This window comes from Pseudarthrobacter sp. AL07 (genome assembly GCF_029960665.1).
GTDB lineage: Bacteria > Actinomycetota > Actinomycetes > Actinomycetales > Micrococcaceae > Arthrobacter.
The window spans coordinates 343,465-364,913 of the sequence record NZ_JASBRB010000001.1; the positions used below are offsets into that span (position 1 = coordinate 343,465).

At 63.7% G+C, this 21,449-nt stretch carries 16 protein-coding genes and 2 tRNA genes; 11 read left to right on the forward strand and 7 right to left on the reverse strand.

The features are described 5' to 3' along the window. Window positions 1–79 precede the first annotated feature (79 nt). From QK290_RS01585 to bcp, 4 genes are all read right to left on the reverse strand, one after another. Window positions 80–1,702 carry an ABC transporter substrate-binding protein gene (locus QK290_RS01585; protein ID WP_282329076.1) on the reverse strand — a complete coding sequence of 541 codons (1,623 nt, stop codon included), beginning with the start codon at window positions 1,700–1,702 and terminating at the stop codon, window positions 80–82. Between the two features lie 193 nt (window positions 1,703–1,895). After that, window positions 1,896–2,567: a fasciclin domain-containing protein gene (locus tag QK290_RS01590; RefSeq protein WP_282329000.1), complete on the reverse strand. Its 672-nt coding sequence runs from the start codon at window positions 2,565–2,567 to the stop codon at window positions 1,896–1,898. 270 nt (window positions 2,568–2,837) lie between these two features. Then, a tRNA-Leu gene (locus QK290_RS01595) sits at window positions 2,838–2,919 on the reverse strand. Window positions 2,920–3,076: 157 nt separating this feature from the next. Next, complete coding sequence (gene bcp, locus QK290_RS01600; RefSeq protein ID WP_282329001.1) at window positions 3,077–3,550, reverse strand: thioredoxin-dependent thiol peroxidase; 474 nt, start codon at window positions 3,548–3,550, stop codon at window positions 3,077–3,079. Between the two features lie 95 nt (window positions 3,551–3,645). Between bcp and QK290_RS01605 the strand changes: the two genes are divergently transcribed. Further along, entirely contained in the window at window positions 3,646–4,101 is a 456-nt protein-coding gene (locus tag QK290_RS01605; protein WP_282329077.1) for a MarR family transcriptional regulator, read from the forward strand. Window positions 4,102–4,267: 166 nt separating this feature from the next. Here the strand turns inward: QK290_RS01605 and QK290_RS01610 are convergent. From QK290_RS01610 to QK290_RS01620, 3 genes are all read right to left on the reverse strand, one after another. After that, window positions 4,268–4,343: transfer RNA gene (locus tag QK290_RS01610), tRNA-Lys, on the reverse strand. A 116-nt stretch (window positions 4,344–4,459) separates the two neighbouring features. Then, a complete protein-coding gene (locus QK290_RS01615; RefSeq protein ID WP_282329002.1) occupies window positions 4,460–5,647 on the reverse strand; it encodes a PQQ-dependent sugar dehydrogenase in 1,188 nt (395 codons plus the stop codon). Beyond that, window positions 5,601–6,575, reverse strand: coding sequence for a hypothetical protein (locus QK290_RS01620; protein ID WP_282329003.1), 975 nt, complete (start codon window positions 6,573–6,575; stop codon window positions 5,601–5,603). Before QK290_RS01620 ends, QK290_RS01615 begins: the two co-directional genes overlap by 47 nt. A 207-nt stretch (window positions 6,576–6,782) precedes the next feature. Here QK290_RS01620 and ilvD point away from each other — a divergent pair, with 207 nt between their 5' ends. The 10 genes from ilvD (at window position 6,783) to QK290_RS01670 (ending at window position 21,433) form a co-directional block, all read left to right on the forward strand. Further along, window positions 6,783–8,504: a dihydroxy-acid dehydratase gene (gene ilvD, locus QK290_RS01625; protein WP_282329004.1), complete on the forward strand. Its 1,722-nt coding sequence runs from the start codon at window positions 6,783–6,785 to the stop codon at window positions 8,502–8,504. 384 nt (window positions 8,505–8,888) lie between these two features. After that, on the forward strand, window positions 8,889–10,796 hold the full coding sequence (locus tag QK290_RS01630) for an acetolactate synthase large subunit (RefSeq protein WP_282329005.1): 1,908 nt from the start codon (window positions 8,889–8,891) through the stop codon (window positions 10,794–10,796). 2 nt (window positions 10,797–10,798) lie between these two features. Beyond that, window positions 10,799–11,311, forward strand: a complete 513-nt coding sequence (gene ilvN, locus QK290_RS01635; RefSeq protein ID WP_028271611.1) for an acetolactate synthase small subunit — start codon at window positions 10,799–10,801, stop codon at window positions 11,309–11,311. Window positions 11,312–11,409: 98 nt separating this feature from the next. After that, window positions 11,410–12,435, forward strand: a complete 1,026-nt coding sequence (gene ilvC / locus QK290_RS01640) for a ketol-acid reductoisomerase (RefSeq protein WP_282329006.1) — start codon at window positions 11,410–11,412, stop codon at window positions 12,433–12,435. 126 nt (window positions 12,436–12,561) lie between these two features. Beyond that, complete coding sequence (gene serA, locus QK290_RS01645) at window positions 12,562–14,151, forward strand: phosphoglycerate dehydrogenase (protein WP_282329007.1); 1,590 nt, start codon at window positions 12,562–12,564, stop codon at window positions 14,149–14,151. 204 nt (window positions 14,152–14,355) lie between these two features. After that, window positions 14,356–17,151 carry an FtsX-like permease family protein gene (locus QK290_RS01650; protein WP_282329008.1) on the forward strand — a complete coding sequence of 932 codons (2,796 nt, stop codon included), beginning with the start codon at window positions 14,356–14,358 and terminating at the stop codon, window positions 17,149–17,151. Beyond that, window positions 17,148–17,903, forward strand: a complete 756-nt coding sequence (locus QK290_RS01655) for an ATP-binding cassette domain-containing protein (RefSeq protein WP_282329009.1) — start codon at window positions 17,148–17,150, stop codon at window positions 17,901–17,903. Before QK290_RS01650 ends, QK290_RS01655 begins: the two co-directional genes overlap by 4 nt. Window positions 17,904–17,937: 34 nt before the next feature. Continuing rightward, window positions 17,938–19,497 (forward strand): methionine--tRNA ligase, encoded by a 1,560-nt coding sequence (gene metG, locus QK290_RS01660; RefSeq protein ID WP_282329010.1) that lies wholly within the window; start codon window positions 17,938–17,940, stop codon window positions 19,495–19,497. A 269-nt stretch (window positions 19,498–19,766) separates the two neighbouring features. Then, entirely contained in the window at window positions 19,767–20,621 is an 855-nt protein-coding gene (locus QK290_RS01665) for a hypothetical protein (protein ID WP_282329011.1), read from the forward strand. A 116-nt stretch (window positions 20,622–20,737) separates the two neighbouring features. After that, entirely contained in the window at window positions 20,738–21,433 is a 696-nt protein-coding gene (locus tag QK290_RS01670) for a class F sortase (protein WP_282329012.1), read from the forward strand. The last annotated feature ends 16 nt before the right edge of the window (window positions 21,434–21,449 follow it).

The following is a 21,449-nucleotide window of genomic DNA, read 5'->3' on the forward strand; positions in this document are numbered from 1 at the left end:
AATCAGTCTCCGATAGCAGCGGCTCTGGCTGTCAAAGAATATCCCCGGGCGGCCCGCATACTGAAATTGGGCCGGACCGTCAAGCCTTTAGCTCTACTTTTGTGAAAACTTCATTCAGGACCGGGGACGCCGGGTAGATGCTGACGCGGTCCGAGAGTGCCAGAGCCGAGATGGGGAAGGCGATGGGAACGGCCGGCACCGTGGCCGCGATCTGGGCGTTGATGGTGTGGTATTGCTCGTCGCGTTCCTTCCCCGCAGGTAGGCCGCGGGCGCGGTTGATCTTGGAAAAGACCTGCGGGTCCTGGTAGCCGAATTCGCCGTTCTTTTCGCCGAACAGCGGGCCCACAAAGTTATCGGCGTCCGCATACGCGCCGTTCCAGCCCAGCAGGTGGAGCCCGTGGTCCCCGGGTGACTGCACTTTCTGGAGATAGCCCTCGGACCAGTCCACCGGGACAGGTTTGATGTTGAGCCCGACGGCGGTCAGTTGCCGGCTGATTTCGGCGTAGATTTTCTCCGGCGTCGGCAGATAGGGGCGGGTGGCATTGAGCGGGTAGTAGAACCTGATCTCTTCCCCGATGTAACCGGCCTCGGCCAGGTAGGCCTTGGCTTTGACCGGATCGTGGCCCAGCGCGGGAGCGTCGTTATTGAAACCGCTGATCTTGGGTGGAACGAACTGTGATGCCTTGGCCGTGTTGTCGATGAAGAACTTGCGGATCAGGGTTTCCTTGTCGATGGCCAGCTCAATGGCCTGCCGGACCTTTTCGTTCTGCAGCACCGGAATTTCCTGGTTAATGCCCAGGTACATCACCGAGAACGGATCCCGCTGGACGATCTGCATGCCCCGCTTGACCAGCTGATCGAAATTGCCCACAGTGACGGCGTCGTAGCCGTCGATCTTGCCGGCCAGGAGGGCCTGAAGCCTCGTCTGGGGGTGGTCGTACGTGACGAAATTGATGGTGGAGATCTGCCCGCGGTCACCCCAGTAGTTTTTGTGGCTGACGAGCCGGACACTCGCCTCTTCCCAGGCGGCCAGGCTGAACGGCCCGGTTCCCACAGGGTTGGTGGCGAACCTGGAGATCGGGTTTCCGCCACGGGTCTGGTCCAGGACATCCGCCGTGCCCGCGGCCAGGGCGGCCGGGGACGCGATAGCGAATGCCGGCAGGGTGAGCGCTTGGAGGAAAGCGGTGAAGCGCTGGGTCAGGTCGATCCGGACAGTGTCAGCAGAGAGGGCCGTGCAGCTCTTGAAAATGGACAGCGCAGCGTCGTCGGAATGTGCCTTGAACACGCTCTTGAACGAGCTTCCCGGCGCCTGCCGCCGCAAATCCGGGGAGAAGGCGAACCAGCGGTTGAAGTTGGCGCATACGGCGTCGGCATTGAAGGGCGTGCCGTCCTGGAACGAGACGCCGCTGCGGAGTGTGAACGTGTAGGAGCGGCCGTCGTCGTCTTCGGACCATTCCGTCGCCAGCAGCGGCGTGGGTTTCCCGGTGGTCTGGTCCACGCCCACCAGGCCTTCGAGAATCTGCCGCGTGATCCGGTAGCTTTCCACATCGCTTGAGAGCGCAGGGTCGAGGCCAAGGGGCTGGGACGCCGTGCCGAAAGTAAAGGTTTCGGTGGGCTCAATGCCGGCGGGAGCCGTTGCAGGTGATGTGGGTGTTGCTGACGGCGACGGGATGCCGGTACAGGATGTCAGGCCTAACGCCATAAAAACGGCCCCGGTCTTGATGACCGTTCGCCGCGAAGTACTGCTGGGCACTCGTCTATCACCTCTGGCTGCTTTTGGCGGGCGCCGCCTACTGCGGGCCAAGGACACAGTCTAGTTGACAGACCTCCGTGCTCCCTGGGCACACGCCAGAGGCCTGTTCCGGTGGGAACAGGCCTCTGGGTTTTAGAGCGGACTACTTGGGCATCAGCACCGAGTCGATCAGGTATACGGTGGCGTTCTTGGTCTGGACGCCGCCGCAGATGACGCTGGCTCCGTCAACCATGAGGGCGTCCTTGCTGCCGGTCACGGTGACTGATCCGCCCTCGACCGTGGCGTGTGTGCCGGCGATCTTGTCCGGGGTGATCTGGCCGGGGACCACGTGGTAGGTCAGGATCTTGCTCAGCAGGGCGTCGTCGGTCTTGAGCGTTTCGATGGTGGCCGCATCGATCTTGGCGAAGGCGGAGTCTACCGGAGCGAAGACCGTGAACTCGCCGCCGTTAAGGGTGTCAACCAGGTCAACCTTGGGGTTCAGCTTGCCGGAAACAGCAGCTGTCAGGGTGGTCAGGATGGGGTTGTTGGATGCCGCGACCGCTACCGGATCCAGGGCCATCCCGGCAACCGAGCCTGCACCAGTGGGGACCTTCTCCGCGTAGCCGGCGCAGCCTGCGCCAACGAGGTTTGCGGCCGGATCCATGGCCTTAGCACTGGCGGAGGGGGACGGGGCCGCCTTCGTTGCTGACGGTGCGGCGGCCGGAGCCGAGGAGCTCGGGGTTGTTGTCGCGGTTCCACCGCAAGCGGTGAGGCTCAACAGGGCTGCAGCTGCAACGCCTGCGACGGTGAAGGATGTGCGCTTGAATGACTGCATTTCGGTTCTCCTTGTTTTGTGGTTTCTGCCGAGTTCTTGCCTGCCGCAGGCGTTGTGCCTGTTGCGTGGCCTTTTCCGACTGTTGGGCACCTGCCCTTGGCTGGTGTCTCAATGGGTATTCGGTCGAAGCGCGGAAGCGGATGGGTGGACTGCCAAGAGTTTTTTAGTTTTGTCCCCAGCCCGGAGAAAAAGCCCACTAGAACACGGTGTCTAGGGGCAGTTAAACGACAGAGACCCCAGGCCTGCGGGCCCGGGATCTCTGTTTATGTGTGCGCAAGGGGGGACTTGAACCCCCACGCCCGAAGGCACAGGAACCTAAATCCTGCGTGTCTGCCAATTTCACCACTCGCGCTTGGCAGTTGCCGCCATTTGTCCTGACGTTGACCATCTGGCCAACGGGATAGAACGTACGACGCCGGATGCCAGTTTCCATTGTAACCGCGGGCAAGCGCGGTTCGGGTCAACCGGATCCTCCTCGCCGGAACCGGCGCCCCGTCAGACGCTAGGCGTTAGGCGTCCAGTTTGAGGTCGCGGCGCAGTTTCGCCACGTGTCCGGTGGCCCGGACGTTGTACTGGGCTAATTCCACCTTGCCGGCGGGGTCGATCACCACGGTGCTGCGGATCAGTCCCTCATAGGTCCGTCCGTAGTTCTTCTTCTCGCCCCAGGCGCCATAGGCCTCGGCGACGGCGTGGTCCCCGTCCGAAAGCAACGGAAAGCTCAGGTCCTCTTTGGCGGCAAAGGCAGCAAGCTTATTCACAGAATCGGGAGAGACGCCCAGGACCCGATAGCCGGACGATATGAACGACGCGAGGCTGTCGCGGAAATCGCAGGCCTGCTTGGTGCAGCCCGGTGTCGCGGCGGCGGGGTAGAAATAGACGATGGTGCTGCCGCCGTGACGCGAAGCAAGACTGACGTCCTCGCCGGACGAGTCCTTCAGGGTGAAGCCGGGCGCTAAATCCCCGGTCAAGAGTCTGTCAGCCACTATTAATCTCCTCGTTGCAGGCGGAACACACCATTTTAGTAAGCATTCAGGACCGGTACTAACCAGCCTTAGCTATACTTGCTCGTATGCCTGACATGGATCGCTGGCCCACTGGGCGCCTATTGTCCACTGCGGCACGCCTCGTTGAACACTCCTGGAACGAAAAGCTAAGCGCCATCGGACTGACGCATGCCGGCGTGATCGCTATCGAAGTCCTCTCAGCACAAGGGCCGATGACGCAGGCCCAACTCGCCCAATATGTGCGTGTTCAGGCCCAGACCATGGGTAAGACGTTAAGTCGGTTGGAGTCCCACGGCCACATTGTTCGCGTCCGCAGCACGTCGGACCGCCGCAGCCAGGTGGTGTCCCTCACCGACAGCGGACGGGAAGCTGCGGCCGCGGCAGTTGAGATGGAACGCTCCGTACTCGCCGCGGCAACCATTGATCCCGACGCCCTACGGCAGGAACTCCAGGCCGTGGTCCGGGAATTAGCCAGCCAGTTCGCCTCGCCGTCAACGCGCGCCCTGATTGACGGTTCCCCGCTCGGCTAGCAATCCCCGGAGTTCGGAAAGACCCCGCCGGTCTCGCCGCTGCGAAGTGTTGCAGTGGTGGTGCCGGTTTTTGCCGCTGTAGTCCTGTCAGCACAAGCGGATCTTCCGCCACTAACAAAAACAGCCCCTGGCCAGCGTTTCCGCGTGCCAGGAGCTGTTTTTACTTTGGTGCACCCCCCGGGACTTGAACCCGGAACCCATTGATTAAGAGTCAATTGCTCTGCCAATTGAGCTAGAGGTGCATCTCTTATGTGATGACCTTCCGGGCTTTTTCTTTCCCGGTTGATCTCCGCAACGACATGAAACTCTACACGAACTTTCGGGTCATGTGAAATTGAAGCTGTTGGGGCCAGCAGGCTCACCCGGGAGGGGCCAGAACCAGCACAAAATCAGGGTTTCTGTTGTTGGTGAGCAGCCAGAGTCCGCCGTCGGGGGTTCGGGTGACGTCACGGATCCTGCCGTATTCGCCTGTGAAATAAGCCACAGGTGCTCCTGCTTCTGCGCCGGACAGTGCCACAGTCCAGAGGCGTTGGCCGCGCAGGGCGCCGAGGTATGCGGTCGACCCGACAATTTCCAGGCCGCTGGGTGAGGAGTCCGCCGTCGAAGGCCACACCACCTTCGCGTCGCGGTACTCCTCCCGATGTGGCGCCCCGGTCACTGCGGGCCACCCGTAGTTGGCGCCCGGTTCAATGAGGTTGAGTTCGTCGTTGACGTCCGGGCCGAACTCGCTGGCCCAGAGCCGGCCGGAACTGTCCCACGCCAGACCCTGGACGTTTCGGTGCCCCAGGCTGTAGACGGCATTGCCAAAAGGGTTGCCGGGGGCGGGGTCTCCCTCCGGCGTCAGCCGCAGGATCTTCCCGCCCAGGGCGTTCGGGTCCTGCGGCTGTTCCCGGCGCTGGGAGTCTCCAGTACCCACGTACAGGAACCCATCCGGGCCGAACCGGATCCGGCCGCCGTTGTGCGTGGACGCCTTCGGGATTCCGGAAAAGACCACCTCTGGCCTGCCGAGGTCCAGGCCCCCGTCAGGCTGTCCCGTCAGTTTCAACCGGGCGATCCGGTTGTCCTCCGCGGACGTGAAGTACAGGTAAAGGTAGCTGTCGGCCGGAAAATCGGGGGAGAGGGCGAGGCCCAATAGTCCTCCCTCACCGCCTGGAGCAACGCCGGGGACCTGGCCGATGGTGATGGTCTTGCCATCACGGACAGCTTTCAGCAGCGCAGAGTCACGCTCGGAGATGACGGCAGTTCCGTTCGGCAGGAATACCGTGGCCCAGGGGATGTCGAGCTGAAGATCGAGCCGTGCCACAATCTCGGGCGGCGTCGTGTTTCCCGGGACCGGCCCAATTTCCGTGCCGGATCCGCTCACTCTTCCCGTGATGCTGGCGGTGGGAGCATCGCTGGCGTCCCCGGCGCAGCCCGACAGCAGCAGGGCCAGGATCACTGCGACGGCGCCCGCAGGAGGCTTGGCCACCGCGAACGTATGAAAGCGCGCTCCCGTCCGGTCAGATTCGGGTGCGTCGGGGAGCTCGGAAACCTGCAGCTTCGGCATGGGCCGCCGACTCAAACCAGACGTCGGCTGTCGTCTGCTCATAGTCAGGATGCCCCTCCTCGTAATAGACCATGGTTCCGGCGTTGGCCTTGACGTCGAAATCCGCCGGGCCGCTGCCGTCCGGGCCGGGAGATGCGGAACCGGCGCCATAGGGCTGATCCGCGGCCAGATGCCCGGTCGGTTCCGGCGCAGCGTCGGAGTCCGCCACCGCTGCGGGCGCCACGGCCGCGGATTCCGTTTCAACTGCTTCGGCAGCGGCCGTTTCGGCGCCGGGCAGCGTGGGCGCGTGGGGCTCCGTGTACTCCGGGTGATGCTCAGGCCCGGTGCCCTGGGCCGCTGGCAGTTCGGACAGCGGGATAGCTGCCATCACGGTGGCTGAGTCGCCTGATGGCCTGCGGCTGGCCGCGGGTTGGGTTGGCACACTTGCCTCTGACCACTGGGTTTCCCACTCAGCTTCGTCTGCCTGTCGGCTCACACTCTCCTGGCTGCCGGCTTCCTGGATTCGAGGTTGCTGCGTTGATACGTCCTCCGGGCGGACCGGATCCTCGGCCTCAGCGTCCGTGGAACCGGCAGCGATGGGTTCATGACCGGCGTCCTGCCCATCGCTGGGATCCTTTTCAACGTCGACTTCTTCAAGGCCGGTTTGATGCACGGCGGCAGCATCCTGGGGTTCTGCCGTGCTGTCGTGCTCGGGCGCATCATCGGCCGTCGTTGGTGGTGCCGGCTCAGCAGTGCCGAAGCCCGCAGCGCTGGGAATGCCCGTTGTGCCGGCGGCTTCCGCCGAGGCAGCTGCGCTTCCGCCAGCGAGCCCGCCGTCCGTCCGGATCGGCGTGGATTCGCCGGTGCTCGAGGAGTTGCTGCGGTTCAGCAGCCACCACACAACGCCCACGATAGGCACGATGAGGATAATCCAGAAGACAAAATCCATAGCAGGGCCCTTCAGTCCGGATGGCATGGTTGCCGTTCCCTGACGGTACGTCGGCGCGAACAGGGCTGTCTAGGTTCCGGCAGGTCCACTAGTGGCCGTCTCAGAATTTGAGACGAGCGTCCACTATTTGATCGAAATATTCCTGAAAATGGTCCAAACGAGCTGTTCGAGTCGTTAGCGTCCCGATCGGAGTCATAGACTTTGACCATGAGTGAGGACACCCAAACAGCAACCGAGAACAAGATCGACATCAAGCCCCGAAGCCGGGTCGTTACCGACGGGATCCATGCCGCCCCCGCGCGCGGCATGTTCCGCGCAGTCGGCATGGGCGACGACGACTTCGCCAAGCCCCAGATCGGCGTTGCCAGTTCCTGGAATGAAATCACTCCCTGCAACCTCTCCCTGAACCGGCTGGCCCAGGGCGCCAAGGAAGGCGTCCACGCGGGCGGCGGTTTCCCGATGCAGTTCGGCACCATCTCCGTCTCCGACGGCATCTCCATGGGCCACGAAGGCATGCACTTCTCGCTCGTTTCCCGTGAAGTCATTGCCGACTCCGTGGAAACCGTTATGCAGGCCGAGCGCATCGACGGCTCCGTCCTGCTCGCAGGCTGTGACAAGTCCCTGCCGGGTATGCTCATGGCTGCCGCCCGACTGGACCTCGCCAGCGTCTTCCTGTACGCGGGCTCCATCATGCCGGGCTGGGTCAAGCTTGAGGACGGCTCCGAAAAAGAAGTCACCCTGATTGACGCCTTCGAAGCCGTCGGCGCCTGCGCCGCCGGCAAGATGAGCCTCGAAGACCTGACCCGCATCGAAAAGGCCATCTGCCCCGGCGAAGGCGCCTGTGGCGGTATGTACACCGCCAACACCATGGCCTGCATCGGCGAAGCCCTGGGCATGTCCCTCCCCGGCTCGGCCGCCCCGCCCTCGGCAGACCGCCGTCGTGATGAATTTGCCCGCAAGTCCGGCGAAGCAGTGGTGAACCTGCTCCGCCTCGGCATCACCGCCCGGGACATCATGACCAAGAAAGCGTTCGAAAACGCCATCGCCGTCACCATGGCCTTCGGTGGCTCCACCAACGCCGTCCTGCACCTGCTGGCCATCGCCCGCGAAGCAGAGGTCGAGCTGAACCTGGAGGACTTCAACCGCATCGGCGACAAGATTCCGCACCTCGGTGACCTTAAGCCGTTCGGCCGCTACGTCATGACTGACGTTGACAAGATCGGCGGTGTGCCGGTCATCATGCGCGCACTGCTCGACGCCGGGCTGCTGCACGGCGACTGCCTCACCGTCACCGGCAAGACCGTTGCCGAGAACCTCGCCGCGATCAACCCGCCGGACCTGGACGGCAAGATCCTCCGTGCCATGGACAACCCGATCCACAAGACCGGCGGCATCACCATCCTGCACGGCTCCATGGCGCCTGAAGGTGCGGTAGTGAAGAGCGCAGGCTTCGACGCCGACGTCTTCGAAGGCACCGCCCGTGTGTTCGAGCGTGAGCAGGGCGCCCTGGCCGCACTGGACCAGGGCCTGATCAAGGCCGGCGACGTTGTGGTCATCCGTTACGAGGGCCCCAAAGGTGGGCCGGGCATGCGCGAGATGCTCGCCATCACCGGCGCCATCAAGGGCGCCGGACTGGGCAAGGACGTCCTGCTCCTCACCGACGGCCGCTTTTCCGGTGGAACCACCGGCCTGTGCATTGGCCACGTGGCACCGGAAGCAGCCGACGGCGGCCCCATCGCCTTCGTCGAGGACGGTGACCGGATCCGGGTGGACATCGCCGCCCGAAGCTTCGACCTGCTGGTCGGCGAGGCCGAGCTCGAATCCCGCAGGATTGGCTGGGAGCCCCTCCCCGCCAAGTTCACCAAGGGCGTGCTCGCCAAGTACGCCAAGCTGGTGCACAGCGCGAGCACGGGTGCATACTGCGGGTGATACCCAAGTACCTCAAGCCTCCGGTGGCGACGCGGCTGCCGGAGGCGGCAGGGCTTAATAAGGGCTGATCCAGGGTCCCCGCGCGGACGGCGCTTCCGCCGGAGGTGCGGGGTAAGATCAGTCCGTGGACAATGGAGTCCACACTGTGAGATGCGCACAGTCCTCGTTGACAGGCATCTCACGCAGAGGGAAAACTGAACGCATGATCGCATTCGTTACTGTCGGCGCCGCTTTGGGTGTATCCGTCGTCCTTACCAAGCGCGTGGCTGACTAGCCCGACTGGTAACGAACCGTCACGCGCAACCCCTCGAAGGCCACCCGGCTGAGGGGTTTTTTTATTTCCGCATTTTCCAAGTACACAGATGATCCACAAGGAAGAGTCCGATGAGCAAAGGATCGCCGATCAGCCCCTCGCTGATGGCTACTAAGTCCGCTGGAGCCCCCAAGGCTCCGGAACGCGCCGACCGAACGGCTGACCAGGCCGCCGTCGTCGCTGATCTTGCCGCCGTCTCTCCTGTCCTTGGGCCCAACAACGTTGTACCCCCAACGGTGATGACCGGCTCACAAGCTATTGTCCGATCGCTCGAAGAACTCGGCGTCGACGATATTTTTGGTTTGCCCGGTGGCGCGATCCTGCCTACCTATGACCCCTTGATGGCTTCCAGGATGAATCACATCCTGGTCCGTCACGAACAGGGAGCCGGCCACGCCGCGCAAGGCTATGCCATGGTTACCGGACGGGTTGGCGTCTGTATTGCCACCTCGGGCCCCGGTGCCACCAACCTCGTTACCGCCATTATGGATGCCCACATGGATTCCGTGCCGCTGGTGGCCATCACCGGCCAGGTATCCAGCGCCGTGATCGGCACCGATGCGTTCCAGGAAGCAGACATCGTGGGCATCACCATGCCGATCACGAAGCACTCCTTCCTGGTCACCAACCCCCAGGATATTCCGCATGTCATGGCCGAGGCCTTCCACCTCGCGTCCACGGGCCGCCCCGGCCCGGTGCTGGTGGATATCGCCAAGGATGCCCAGCAGGGACAGATGACGTTCTCCTGGCCGCCGAAAATCGACCTTCCAGGCTACCGCCCGGTGACGCGCGGCCACAACAAGCAGGTCCGCGAAGCCGCCAAACTCATTGCCGCAGCCAGCAAGCCTGTCCTGTACGTCGGCGGCGGCGTGGTCAAGGCGCACGCCTCTGCTGAGCTCCGCGAGCTGGCCGAACTGACAGGCGCGCCTGTGGTCACCACTCTGACAGCACGCGGCGCCTTCCCCGACTCCCACCCGCAGCACGTGGGCATGCCAGGCATGCACGGCACCGTTTCCGCCGTCACGGCGCTGCAGCAGTCCGATCTGCTCATCACCCTCGGAGCCCGCTTCGATGACCGGGTGACGGGCATCCTCAAGTCATTTGCGCCCAACGCCAAGGTGATCCACGCGGATATTGATCCCGCCGAAATCTCCAAGAACCGTACCGCCGATGTACCGATCGTGGGATCCGTCAAGGAAATCATCCCCGAACTCACCGAGGCGGTCCGCACACAATTCGAGTCCGCCGGCGCGCCGGACCTCACCACCTGGTGGGCTTTCCTTAACAACCTTAAGGAAACGTATCCGCTGGGATGGACCGAGCCGGAGGACGGGCTCAGCGCCCCACAGCGCGTCATCGAACGTATCGGCGCGTTGACAGGACCGGAAGGCATCTACGTTGCCGGCGTCGGCCAGCACCAGATGTGGGCCGCACAGTTCATCAAGTACGAGCGTCCGCATGCCTGGCTGAACTCAGGCGGCGCCGGCACCATGGGCTATGCCGTCCCGGCTGCCATGGGTGCCAAGGTGGGAGATCCGGACCGTGTGGTCTGGGCCATCGACGGTGACGGCTGCTTCCAGATGACCAACCAGGAACTGGCCACCTGCGCCATTAACAACATCCCCATCAAGGTTGCCATCATCAACAACTCCTCGCTGGGCATGGTCCGCCAGTGGCAGACACTGTTCTACGAGGGCCGCTACTCCAACACGGATCTCAACACCGGCCACGAGACGGTCCGGATCCCTGACTTCGTCAAGCTGGGGGAGGCCTATGGCTGCGCTTCCTTCCGCTGCGAGCGGGATGAGGACATTGATGCCACCATCCAGAAGGCCCTTGAAATCAATGACCGACCCGTGGTCATCGACTTCGTGGTGAGCCCCGACTCCATGGTGTGGCCGATGGTGCCCGCCGGCGTAAGCAACGACCAGATCCAGGTTGCCCGCAACATGACCCCGGAATGGGAAGAGGAGGACTGAACATGACCCGCCACACATTGTCCGTTCTGGTTGAAGACAAGCCCGGTGTACTGACCCGCGTCGCGAGCCTCTTTGCCCGACGCGCCTTTAACATCAACTCCCTGGCCGTCGGCCCGACGGAAGTTCCGGGCATGTCCCGGATGACCGTCGTCGTCGACGCCGACGGTGACCTCATTGAACAGGTCACCAAGCAGCTCAACAAGCTGGTCAACGTGATCAAGATTGTCGAGCTGACCTCCGAATCTTCCGTACAGCGAGACCACATCCTGGTCAAGGTACGTGCGGATGCCGCAACTCGTCTGCAGGTGACCCAGGCTGCAGACCTGTTCCGTGCTTCAGTGGTTGACGTCTCCACAGACTCCGTGGTCATTGAAGCAACCGGCCACCCCGAAAAGCTCACGGCGCTGCTCTCAGTGCTCGAGCCCTTCGGCATCCGCGAAATTGTGCAGTCCGGCACCCTGGCCGTTGGACGGGGATCCCGCTCCATGAGTGACAGGGCTTTGCGCAGCGCTTAGTCAGGCGGGGCACGTCCCACCTGCGGCGCATTGCCCGTGCAGTACCGCAACACCGCAGACTATTTACCCAGTAAAAACACTCAAGAGGAGTTACCCAAGTGACTGAAATGTTCTACGACGACGACGCTGACCTGTCGATCATCCAGGGTCGCAAGGTTGCCATTGTTGGCTATGGCTCCCAGGGCCACGCCCACGCGCTGAACCTGCGCGATTCCGGCGTCGAGGTTGTCATTGCCCTCAAGGAGGGCTCGAAGTCGATCGCCAAGGCCGAAGAAGCCGGCTTCAAGGCTCTCAGCGTTGCCGACGCCGCCGAATGGGCCGACGTCATCATGATCCTGGCACCGGACCAGCACCAGCGCTCCATCTACAACGACTCCATCAAGGCCAAGCTGACCCCCGGCAAGGCTCTGGCTTTCGCCCACGGCTTCAACATCCGCTTCGGCTACATCGAGGCACCGGAGGGTGTTGACGTCATCCTGATCGCTCCGAAGGCTCCGGGCCACACCGTGCGCCGCGAATTCGAAGCCGGCCGTGGCATCCCGGACATCATCGCCGTGGAGCAGGACGCCTCCGGAGCAGCCTGGGACCTGGCCAAGTCTTACGCAAAAGCCATCGGCGGCACCCGCGCCGGCGTCATCAAGACCACCTTCACCGAAGAGACTGAAACCGACCTCTTCGGCGAGCAGGCTGTCCTGTGCGGCGGCGTGTCCCAACTGGTGCAGTACGGCTTCGAGACCCTGACCGAGGCCGGCTACCAGCCCGAGATCGCCTACTTCGAGGTGCTTCACGAGCTCAAGCTCATCGTTGACCTCATGTGGGAAGGCGGCATCGCCAAGCAGCGCTGGAGCGTATCCGACACCGCAGAGTACGGCGACTACGTCTCCGGCCCGCGCGTCATCACCCCCGCGGTGAAGGAAAACATGCAGGCCGTCCTCGGCGACATCCAGAGCGGTGCCTTCGCCAAGCGCTTCATTGACGACCAGGACAACGGCGGCGCCGAGTTCATGGCCCTTCGTGCCAAGGCTGAGCAGCACCCGATCGAGGGCGTTGGCCGCGAGCTGCGCTCCCTGTTCGCCTGGCAGCAGACGGACGAGGACTACGTAGACGGCTCCGCAGCCCGCTAAGTCTGCCCTTCCGGCGCCATCACCGTGCAACAGTGAGGCCGGGCTCACACTTAACAATGTGAGCCCGGCCTTTCTGTCAGCCTAGACTTGTTCCCATCCCCAGGACTGCAACGCAGAGGATCAGCCGTGTCAAAACCCGTAGTACTGCTCGCCGAAGAACTTTCGCCCGCCACCATCGAGGCCCTCGGCCCGGACTTCGAGATCCGCCACACCGACGGCGCAGACCGGGCCCAGCTGCTCGCCGCCATCGCTGACGTGGACGCCATCCTGGTCCGCTCCGCCACCCAGGTGGACGCCGAAGCCATTGCCGCCGCCAAGAACCTCAAGGTCATCGCCCGCGCCGGTGTTGGCCTGGACAACGTTGACATCAAAGCCGCCACACAAGCCGGCGTGATGGTGGTCAACGCCCCGACATCGAACATCATTTCGGCAGCGGAACTGACGGTGGGCCACATCCTTAGCCTCGCACGCCATATCCCGCAGGCCAGCTCCGCGCTGAAAAACGGTGAATGGAAGCGCTCCAAGTACACCGGCATCGAACTGTTCGAGAAGAAGGTCGGCATCATCGGCCTGGGCCGCATCGGCGCCCTTGTTGCTGCCCGCCTCCAGGGTTTCGACACCGAAATCCTTGCCTATGATCCGTACATCACCTCTGCACGCGCCGCACAGCTCGGCGTCAGGCTCGTCACCCTCGACGAACTGCTGAGCCAGGCTGACTTCGTCACCATCCACATGCCCAAGACGCCGGAAACCGTCGGTATGCTCGGCGCAGACGCGTTCACCAAGATGAAGTCCACCGCCTACGTCATCAACGTGGCCCGTGGCGGCCTCGTGGACGAAGAAGCACTCTACGCCGCCCTGCAGGACCGCCAGATCGCCGGCGCAGCCGTGGACGTCTTCGTCAAGGAACCCAGCACGGACCTGCCGTTCTTCGCACTGGACAATGTAGTGGTCACCCCGCACCTGGGTGCATCCACCGACGAAGCCCAGGAGAAGGCAGGGGTCTCCGTTGCCAAGTCCGTGCGTTTGGCGCTGGCCGGCGAACTCGTCCCGGATGCCGTAAACGTGGCCGGCGGCGTGATCGCCCCCGACGTCCGTCCGGGCATCCCGCTGATCGAAAAGCTGGGCCGGATTTTCACAGCCCTGACCCACGCCTCCCTGACCCAGATCGACGTCGAGGTGGCCGGCGAGATCGCGGCCCTTGACGTCAAGGTCCTGGAACTTGCAGCGCTCAAGGGTATCTTCGCCGATGTGGTGACCGAACAGGTTTCCTACGTCAACGCCCCGGTCATCGCCGAACAGCGCGGCATCAACGTCCGCCTCATCACGTCGGCGGAAGCGGAGGACTACCGCAACGTCCTGACTATCCGGGGTGCTTTGAGCGACGGCAGCCAGATCTCAGTGGCAGGTACGCTCACTGGCCCGAAGCAGATCCAGAAGCTCGTGGGCGTCAACGGCTACGACGTGGAGATCCCCATCAGCGAGCACCTCGTGGTGGTTGCCTACGCCGACCGGCCCGGTGTGATCGGAACCATCGGACACATCCTGGGCATGAACAACATCAACATTGCCGGCATGCAGGTCGCACGTCAGGCGGAAGGTGGCCAGGTACTGGCATTGCTTACCATCGACAGCTCCGTTCCGCAGCAGGTGCTTGACGCCATCAAGGCAGGCATCGGCGCCGAGATGGTCCGCGAAGTGGACCTCGAGGACTAGGAACTGCACCGCCATGAACTACGCGTGACCGAAGCTTAACCTCGGCCACGTATGATTGGCCGGTCTGCTTACAATGGCTGAGTCCCGTTTCGGGACCAGTCCGGCAGACCGGCCAATACTTTTTGCACACCAGGCAGGAAATCCTCCATGTCCGCCGCCTGCGGATCCCGGTGTGCGCACGCAATCCAGGTTTCAGGGAGCCCCATGAACGCCGTCCAGCGATTCATCAGAAGCAAAGTGCTGCTGCTGACCGCGGCCATCTTGATCGCAGCCATGTGCTTGTCGGTCCTCGTCCAAGGCCAGTCTCAGGCCGCGCTCAACCGAACGGTGGATGAGAACTCGCGGGGACTCTACGACGTCCTCGTCCAGGCCAAGGCAGGTTCCGCGGCGCTGATGCAGCCGGAGATCGCCAACGGCGGCGGCGGCATCAGCTTTGACCAGCTCGAGACCATCCGGAAGCTTTCCGGAACCTCCGTGGCGGCCCCCATCAGCCTGGTGTCCCGTGTGACACAGAACCTGGAGGCTCCGCGGCTCGACGCCATGGACTACCTGGGCTATAACTCCGGATTGGCAGGCACAGCCACCACAGACCAGGCCGCAGGCGCCACAGAGCCCAGCAAATGGCCCGCCGCCGAGTCAGTTCTCGGCGACTCCGCCAAGAACTACCGCCTGACCGCCAGCGCCGTCAGCTCCGACGGTGTCTCAGAGCAGACCCTGTTCAAGTCCACCGCAGAGGGCAGCCTGGGCAAAGCCCGCCTGGTCGAAGAGCAGACGGTCGGGGGCACCAGCATCCGGATCGCTCCTCCCACAGGCGAGACGGGCATCAAGTTCCCCGCTCCTGCCGGCGGTTCCGAACACAACCTGTTCAACCTTTCTGTAGCCCTGCCGCTGTCTCCCGAAGTGACCGAGTCCGTGGTGGCCGTCGACCCCGTTTCCGAGCGCGCCCTGCTTGGCTCGGCCGGCGACTTCCTTGCCCCGTTGGAGAAAGCTCCGCCTGCTGATGCGCGCAATGCCGGTGCGATTGGCCGGCACTTCGAAAGCCTCTTCACCAATGGCATCAGCACGCAAGAGCTCAACGAAGGCCCCGACTTCCTCGGCGTCAAACTCAAATACTGGGCACCGCTGATGACGCAGTACCAGCAGGCCAAACGCAGCGGACAGCTGACCGCAGACTCGCAGGCGATTCCCCTGATTGTCCGTTCCGGCACCTCCCTGGACCTGAAATACAACGTAAAGATCGAGGAGATCGACGCCGCGGGCAAGGTGGTCAAGGAAGTCGGCACCGCCACGCGCTCCCTCGGCAAGGACTACCTGCCTTTCGTGTCCAAAGACCCCTTCGCGTTGTCCTGGCCCGGTTCCACCGATCACTCCGGCCTCTTTGGCAGCGCCGGCAACTTCAACCAGGGACTCTATACCCCGGCTACGTGGAGCAATGACTTCGCAGCCGCTCCGAAGTACACCGACGGCGAAGCCGCAGCTAATGGCGCAGTCCAGAAGACCGCCGTTCCCAGCGACTGGGTCACCGTTAACCGGCTACCGGAGAAGGGTGCGAACGGCGCCCCGGTGGACCAGACGCAGCGTGAGCCCGTGGATGAACGTTCCTACCGGGAAGACCTGGCAACGGGGGAGAATCTCGCGGCTCCTCTGGCCATGGTCTATGGGACCTTTGACCCCTCGGCCGTCGAAAAGGCGGCCGGCGACGTCAACCGCCTCCCGCTGGGTGGCTACGACCCCACCCCGTTTACCCTCACCAAGGACGCCGACGGCAAGCCGGTCACCGCTGCCGGACTCAAGCCTTCACTCAGTGCCACCGGACTGGCAAGCCAGTCCGCTGGCGCCATCACCGACTTCTACGGCCTGGCCGCGGCCCGCGGCTACAAGGACAACGCCTCTGTGATCGATGCGGTGCGTGTCCGGGCCAAGGCCCCCGGCAGCTGGAAGGAAGCCCAGCCGGACGTCGAAAAGCTCGCCAGCGAGATCCGCGAGATGGGTCTCGAGGCTACTGTCGTGGCCGGTTCCGCGCGTGAAGACGCCAGCATTTTTGTCCCCGGCTACTCAAAGGACGACGCCGGCAAGGAGTCAGCGCTGGGCACAGTCCAGCAGTCCTGGGTCCGGCAGAACGCTGCCGACGCCGTCTCCGGCTCGCTGTCCGGGTCCAACGTGACACTTCTTTTCCTCACCCTCTGCGGAGCCGCCCTGCTGACCGGCGCCTCCACCGTCAGCTACATCCGGAAACGCAAACGCGAAGCCGGCACCCTCCGCGCCATGGGCTGGACCCAGCTGCGCATCAGGAAGTGGGTGCTCGAGGAATTCGCCGTCGGCGCTGCGCTGCTCGCAGTAGCCGGGATTGTCCTGAGCCTGGTGAGCTGGAGCGTGACCACAGCCATCGTCTCGGCCTCCGTTCTGGTCCTGTATGCGGCAGCAGCTTTTTTCGCCGCGCAACAGCTGCGCCACCGCGATGAGGTGGACCAGGAACCGCAGCACGACGAGCGGCTGATCCCGGTCGACTCTCCGCTGACGTTTGCCAACCGGCAGCTCAGTACGAACAAGTTCAACACCGTGTCCCTGGCTGTCGCAGTGGGCGTGTTCGGCGCCGCGGTGGGCGGGCTGGTTGCCTTGCTCATCGACATCCCCCGTGCAGCAGGCGCGAGTGCGCTCAGCGGACTGGCCGCAGCAAGCGTCGCGCTGCCCAGCATGGTCCTTGCTCTCGCCGGCGTCGCCGTGGGCCTTACCCTGACGTTGGTGACCGGCAGGTTTGAGCTGAACGCCAAACGCCAATACCTGGGCATCCTTGAGGCCATGGGCTGGAACCCGGACATGCTGCGTCAGGTCCGGCTCTTCGAAAACGCGCTGGTAGGCACGGTGGCCCTGCCCCTGGGCGTCCTGGGCGCGCTGGGCATCGGGCTGCTTCTTGCCCCGTATGCCGCACTGTGGGCCGGCGTCGCCGGCCTGGTGGCTGTACTTTGCTGGATACCGATTGCAACGAAAGTGGTCCAATGACAAACGAGACGAATGTTCACCGGAGCCGGAGGTCCGGCCTGGCTGAGGCGCCCCTGCAGACCCGTGCCAACACCATCGTCAAGGCCGCGGACCACGGGACCCCGCTGGAACTGAGCGGCATCACCATCCGCTACGGCGGCGGTAAGGGCGGTGCCGAGGCAGTCAGTGTCGTGGAGGGCTTCGACCTCACGCTGCACGCGGGCGAGATGCACTGCGTGGCCGGCCGAAGCGGATCCGGCAAGACCAGCATCCTGACCGTCGGCGCGGGTCTGACCCTGCCGACGTCGGGCCGTGTCTTCTGGGAGGGGGATTCTCTCGAAACCATGGGCGACGACGAAATCGCCGACCGCCGTCGGGCCCTGATCGGTTACGTTGACCAGGGCGGTGCCCTGATCGACGGCATGAGCGCCCTCGAAAACGTCCTCCTCCCGGCAGTGCCTGACGGCGAGGTGGACCAGCGCCGCGACATGGCCAAGGACCTCCTGGACCTGGTGGGCCTGGGCCGTCGGATGCGGCACCGTCCGGCCCAGTTGTCCGGTGGCGAACGCCAGCGGGTGGCGATCGCCCGCGCCCTGATCCTGGGCACGCGTGTGCTGGTGGTTGATGAGCCCACGGCCAGCCTGGACCGGGCCTCCGCCAACCGCATCATCAGCATCCTGAAGGACACCACCTCGGACGGAATCGCAGTACTGGTCGCTTCACACGACCACGAACTGGTCCGCCTGAGCGATACGCTGACTGAACTGATCTAGCCCTGCCCCTTCGCACTAAAGGTAACGTCCGCACGTGAGCGCAACAGCCAAAACCCCGTTCTACATCACCACGGCCATCACCTACCCCAACGGTGTTCCGCACATCGGGCACGCCTACGAGTACATCGCCACCGACGCCATGGCGCGCTTCAAGCGGCTTGACGGCTTCGACGTGATGTTCCTGACGGGCACGGATGAGCACGGCATGAAGATTGCGCAGGCGGCCGAGAAGGAAGGCCTTACGCCCAAGGCACTGGTGGACCGCAACGCGGAAGTCTACAAGTCTGCCCACGCCGCCCTGGGCATCACCTACGACCGCTTCATCCGGACCACTGACGCTGACCACTACGCCGCGTCGCAGGCCATCTGGAAGAAGATGGAAGCCAACGGCGACATCTACCTGTCCAAGTACGAAGGCTGGTACTCGGTCCGGGACGAGGCTTTCTACGTCGAGGACGACACCGTGGTGAAGGACGACGGCGTGCGGTACTCAAAGGAGACGGACACCGAAGTGACGTGGACGGCTGAGGAGAGCTACTTCTTCCGGCTGTCCGCCTACCAGGACCGCCTGCTGGCGCTGTATGAGGCGCAGCCGGAGTTCGGCGCACCGCAGTCCCGCTTCAACGAGGTCATCAGCTTCGTCAAGCGCGGCCTCGAAGACCTGTCGATCAGCCGCACCACCTTCGACTGGGGCGTCCCCGTCCCCGGCAACGACAAGCACGTGATGTATGTCTGGGTGGACGCGCTCACCAACTACCTGACCGGCGTCGGCTACCCGGACGTGGAGTCGGAATCATTCAAGAAGTTCTGGCCCGCCGACGTGCACGTGATCGGCAAGGACATCTCGCGGTTCCACGCCATCTATTGGCCGGCGTTCCTGATGAGTGCGGGCATTGAGCTGCCCAAACGCGTGATGATCCACGGCTTCCTGCACAACAACGGCGTGAAGATGTCCAAGTCGCTCGGCAATGTGGTGGCGCCGGCAGACTTCGTGGCGCAGTACGGCCTGGACCAGGTACGGTTCTTCTTCCTCCGCGAGGTCCCGTTCGGCGCCGACGGCAGCTACAACCATGAGGCCATCGTGGGCCGGATGAACTCGGACCTGGCCAACAACTTCGGCAACCTGGCGCAGCGTTCGCTGTCCATGGTGGCCAAGAACTGCGAGGGCCGGGTCCCGGTTCCGGGTGCCTTCACGGCTGAAGACACCGCGATCCTGGCACAGGCCAACGGGCTCCTGGAGACGGCCCGGGCCGCCTTCGAAAAGCAGGAATTCAGCCGCGCCCTCGAGGCCATCTGGGGCGTCCTGGGGGACACCAACGCCTACTTTGCCGAGCAGGCCCCCTGGGTGCTGCGGAAGACCGACGTCGAACGCATGAACACCGTGCTGTACGTGACGCTGGAAGTGCTGCGCATGGTGGCTATCCTGGCCCAGCCCGTGATGCCCACGGCCACGGCCTCGCTATTGGACACCTTGGGACAGCCCGACGGCGGATCCCGCCAGTTCGCCGCGCTCACTACGCCGATTGTCGCCGGAACGCCGCTGCCGGCTCCGGCGCCCGTCTTCCCCAAGTACGAGGAGCCGGCCGAAGCCTAGGTACGTTCCGGCTGGCTACTTGCTGGTACGCGGACTGAGTACGGTTCCGGGTCCGGTCAGTAGGGTCCATCTTGTAAGGCGGGTACTGAGTACTGGCGACATCTTGGTGTCCGTCTGCCTAGCCTTATCTGGTTAGCAAACTGATGATTCGCATCTGGGAGAACCGTCGCCCCGATGCTGTCCGTTTGCCTTTAGCCCTCCGTTTCGGGGATGGCGCCGTTCTTCCACATGTCTGATCAGTTTGGACCAGACAATGGACGGAGACGGAAATGAAACGGATCCTTGCCGCTTTTGGTGTCGCGGGTCTTGCGCTATTAGGTGCCACAGCGCCGGCTACCGCGTCGCCTTCTGAGGATGAGAAAAAAATCACCATTTGCCACGCCACCGGCTCGGAAAGCAATCCCTACGTGCCGGTGACCATCAACCTCAACGGGCTCAACGGCCACGTGGGCCACCAGTACGATGAGGACATCATTCCGGCCAACGATGGGAAAGTTCTTCCCGGCGGCCAGAACCTTGACAAGATCGGCATCTGGAATGCCGGCTGCGCCGCACCATCCGAGCCGAACGGCAATGGTCAGGGCGATCACAAGATCACCATCTGCCACGCCACCGGCTCGGACAAGAACCCGTACGTGCCGGTAACGATCGCCCTGCAGGGGCTCAACGGCCACGCCAACGCCAACCACCAGGACTCGGAAGACATCATCCCGCCGAACAACGGCAAGGTGCTGCCTGCAGGCCTGAACTGGATGGGTGAAGGGCAGGCAACGTATAACAACGGTTGCGTGCCCACAACAGTGCCGCCAGTAGTGCCGCCTGTCGTCCCTCCGGTGGTTCCTCCGGTGGTTCCTCCGGTGGTCCCGCCTGTGGTGCCGCCGGGCGTAACGACAGTTGTACCGGGTAATCCCAGTGGGGCAGTTGTCGGAACGACGGCCGGTCGTGGGGCCGTAGCTGCCAACAACCCTGGCTTCAATGTCCAGACTGCAGTGGCAGGTTCCACTGACGTTGCCGTTGCCCCTTGGGCCGCCGGCATCGTGATGATGCTGCTCGCTGCAGTGGCAGTGGCTGCCCGGAAGACGCTGGCAGCCAGCGGTACCGTATCCCGGCCCTGGAAGGAGTGACGCCGGGTCCTGGCGCCCGCAGTGGCGCTGTTTGAATCAACGGCGGGCGCCGTGGCCGCAAGGGCCCGGCGCCTGCCGGCAAACCGGGAAAATCCGACTGACAAGCGGGGGTAACCATGTACAGCGGTGGAAGGCTCTTCACCGCCAAGAGCATTGTCTTTGTGGCGCTCTGTGGCGTGCTGGCCTACCTGGCGTTCGCTTTTTTGCCATTCCTGGCCGGGCCGGGACAGTCGCCGAAGGTGACCGGGGTTGCTGTGCAGCCGACCGCCCAGGCTCCAACGCCGTCCACCCCAGCGCCCTCCACGGACACCGGTGCTCCGGTCCCGGCCGGTCCGGTTCCGGCCGGTCCGGCAGCGTCGCCACCGCAGCGCCTGGTGTACCCGGCCGCAGACATCGATGTGGTGGTCCATCCGCTCAAACCAACCGGCGAGGACCAGGCCACTCAAACTATCGTGCCGCCGCCCACCATGGACGGCTACTGGCTGTCGCCTTACGGTGTGCCCGGAGTGGGCTCGGTCAATACCACCTACATCGCCGGCCATAGCTGGGTGGACAGGGGCGCGCCGTTCAACCGGCTGAGTACCAAGGCGGCGGCAGGTGACAGGCTGACAGTGGACACAGCCACGGGCGAAGTGGCCTACGTGGTGGATTCGGTGACTACCTACGTCAAGTCCGGCCTCAAGGACAGCCCCATATGGCAAGTGGCACCCAACAGGCTGGTCCTGATTTCCTGTTATACGGGTGATTTCTGGGGCACCAACGTGGTGGTGGTGGCCTCACCGGAGGACCCAGCCCTTCGTCTCAATAAATGAGACTGATTGTCCGACA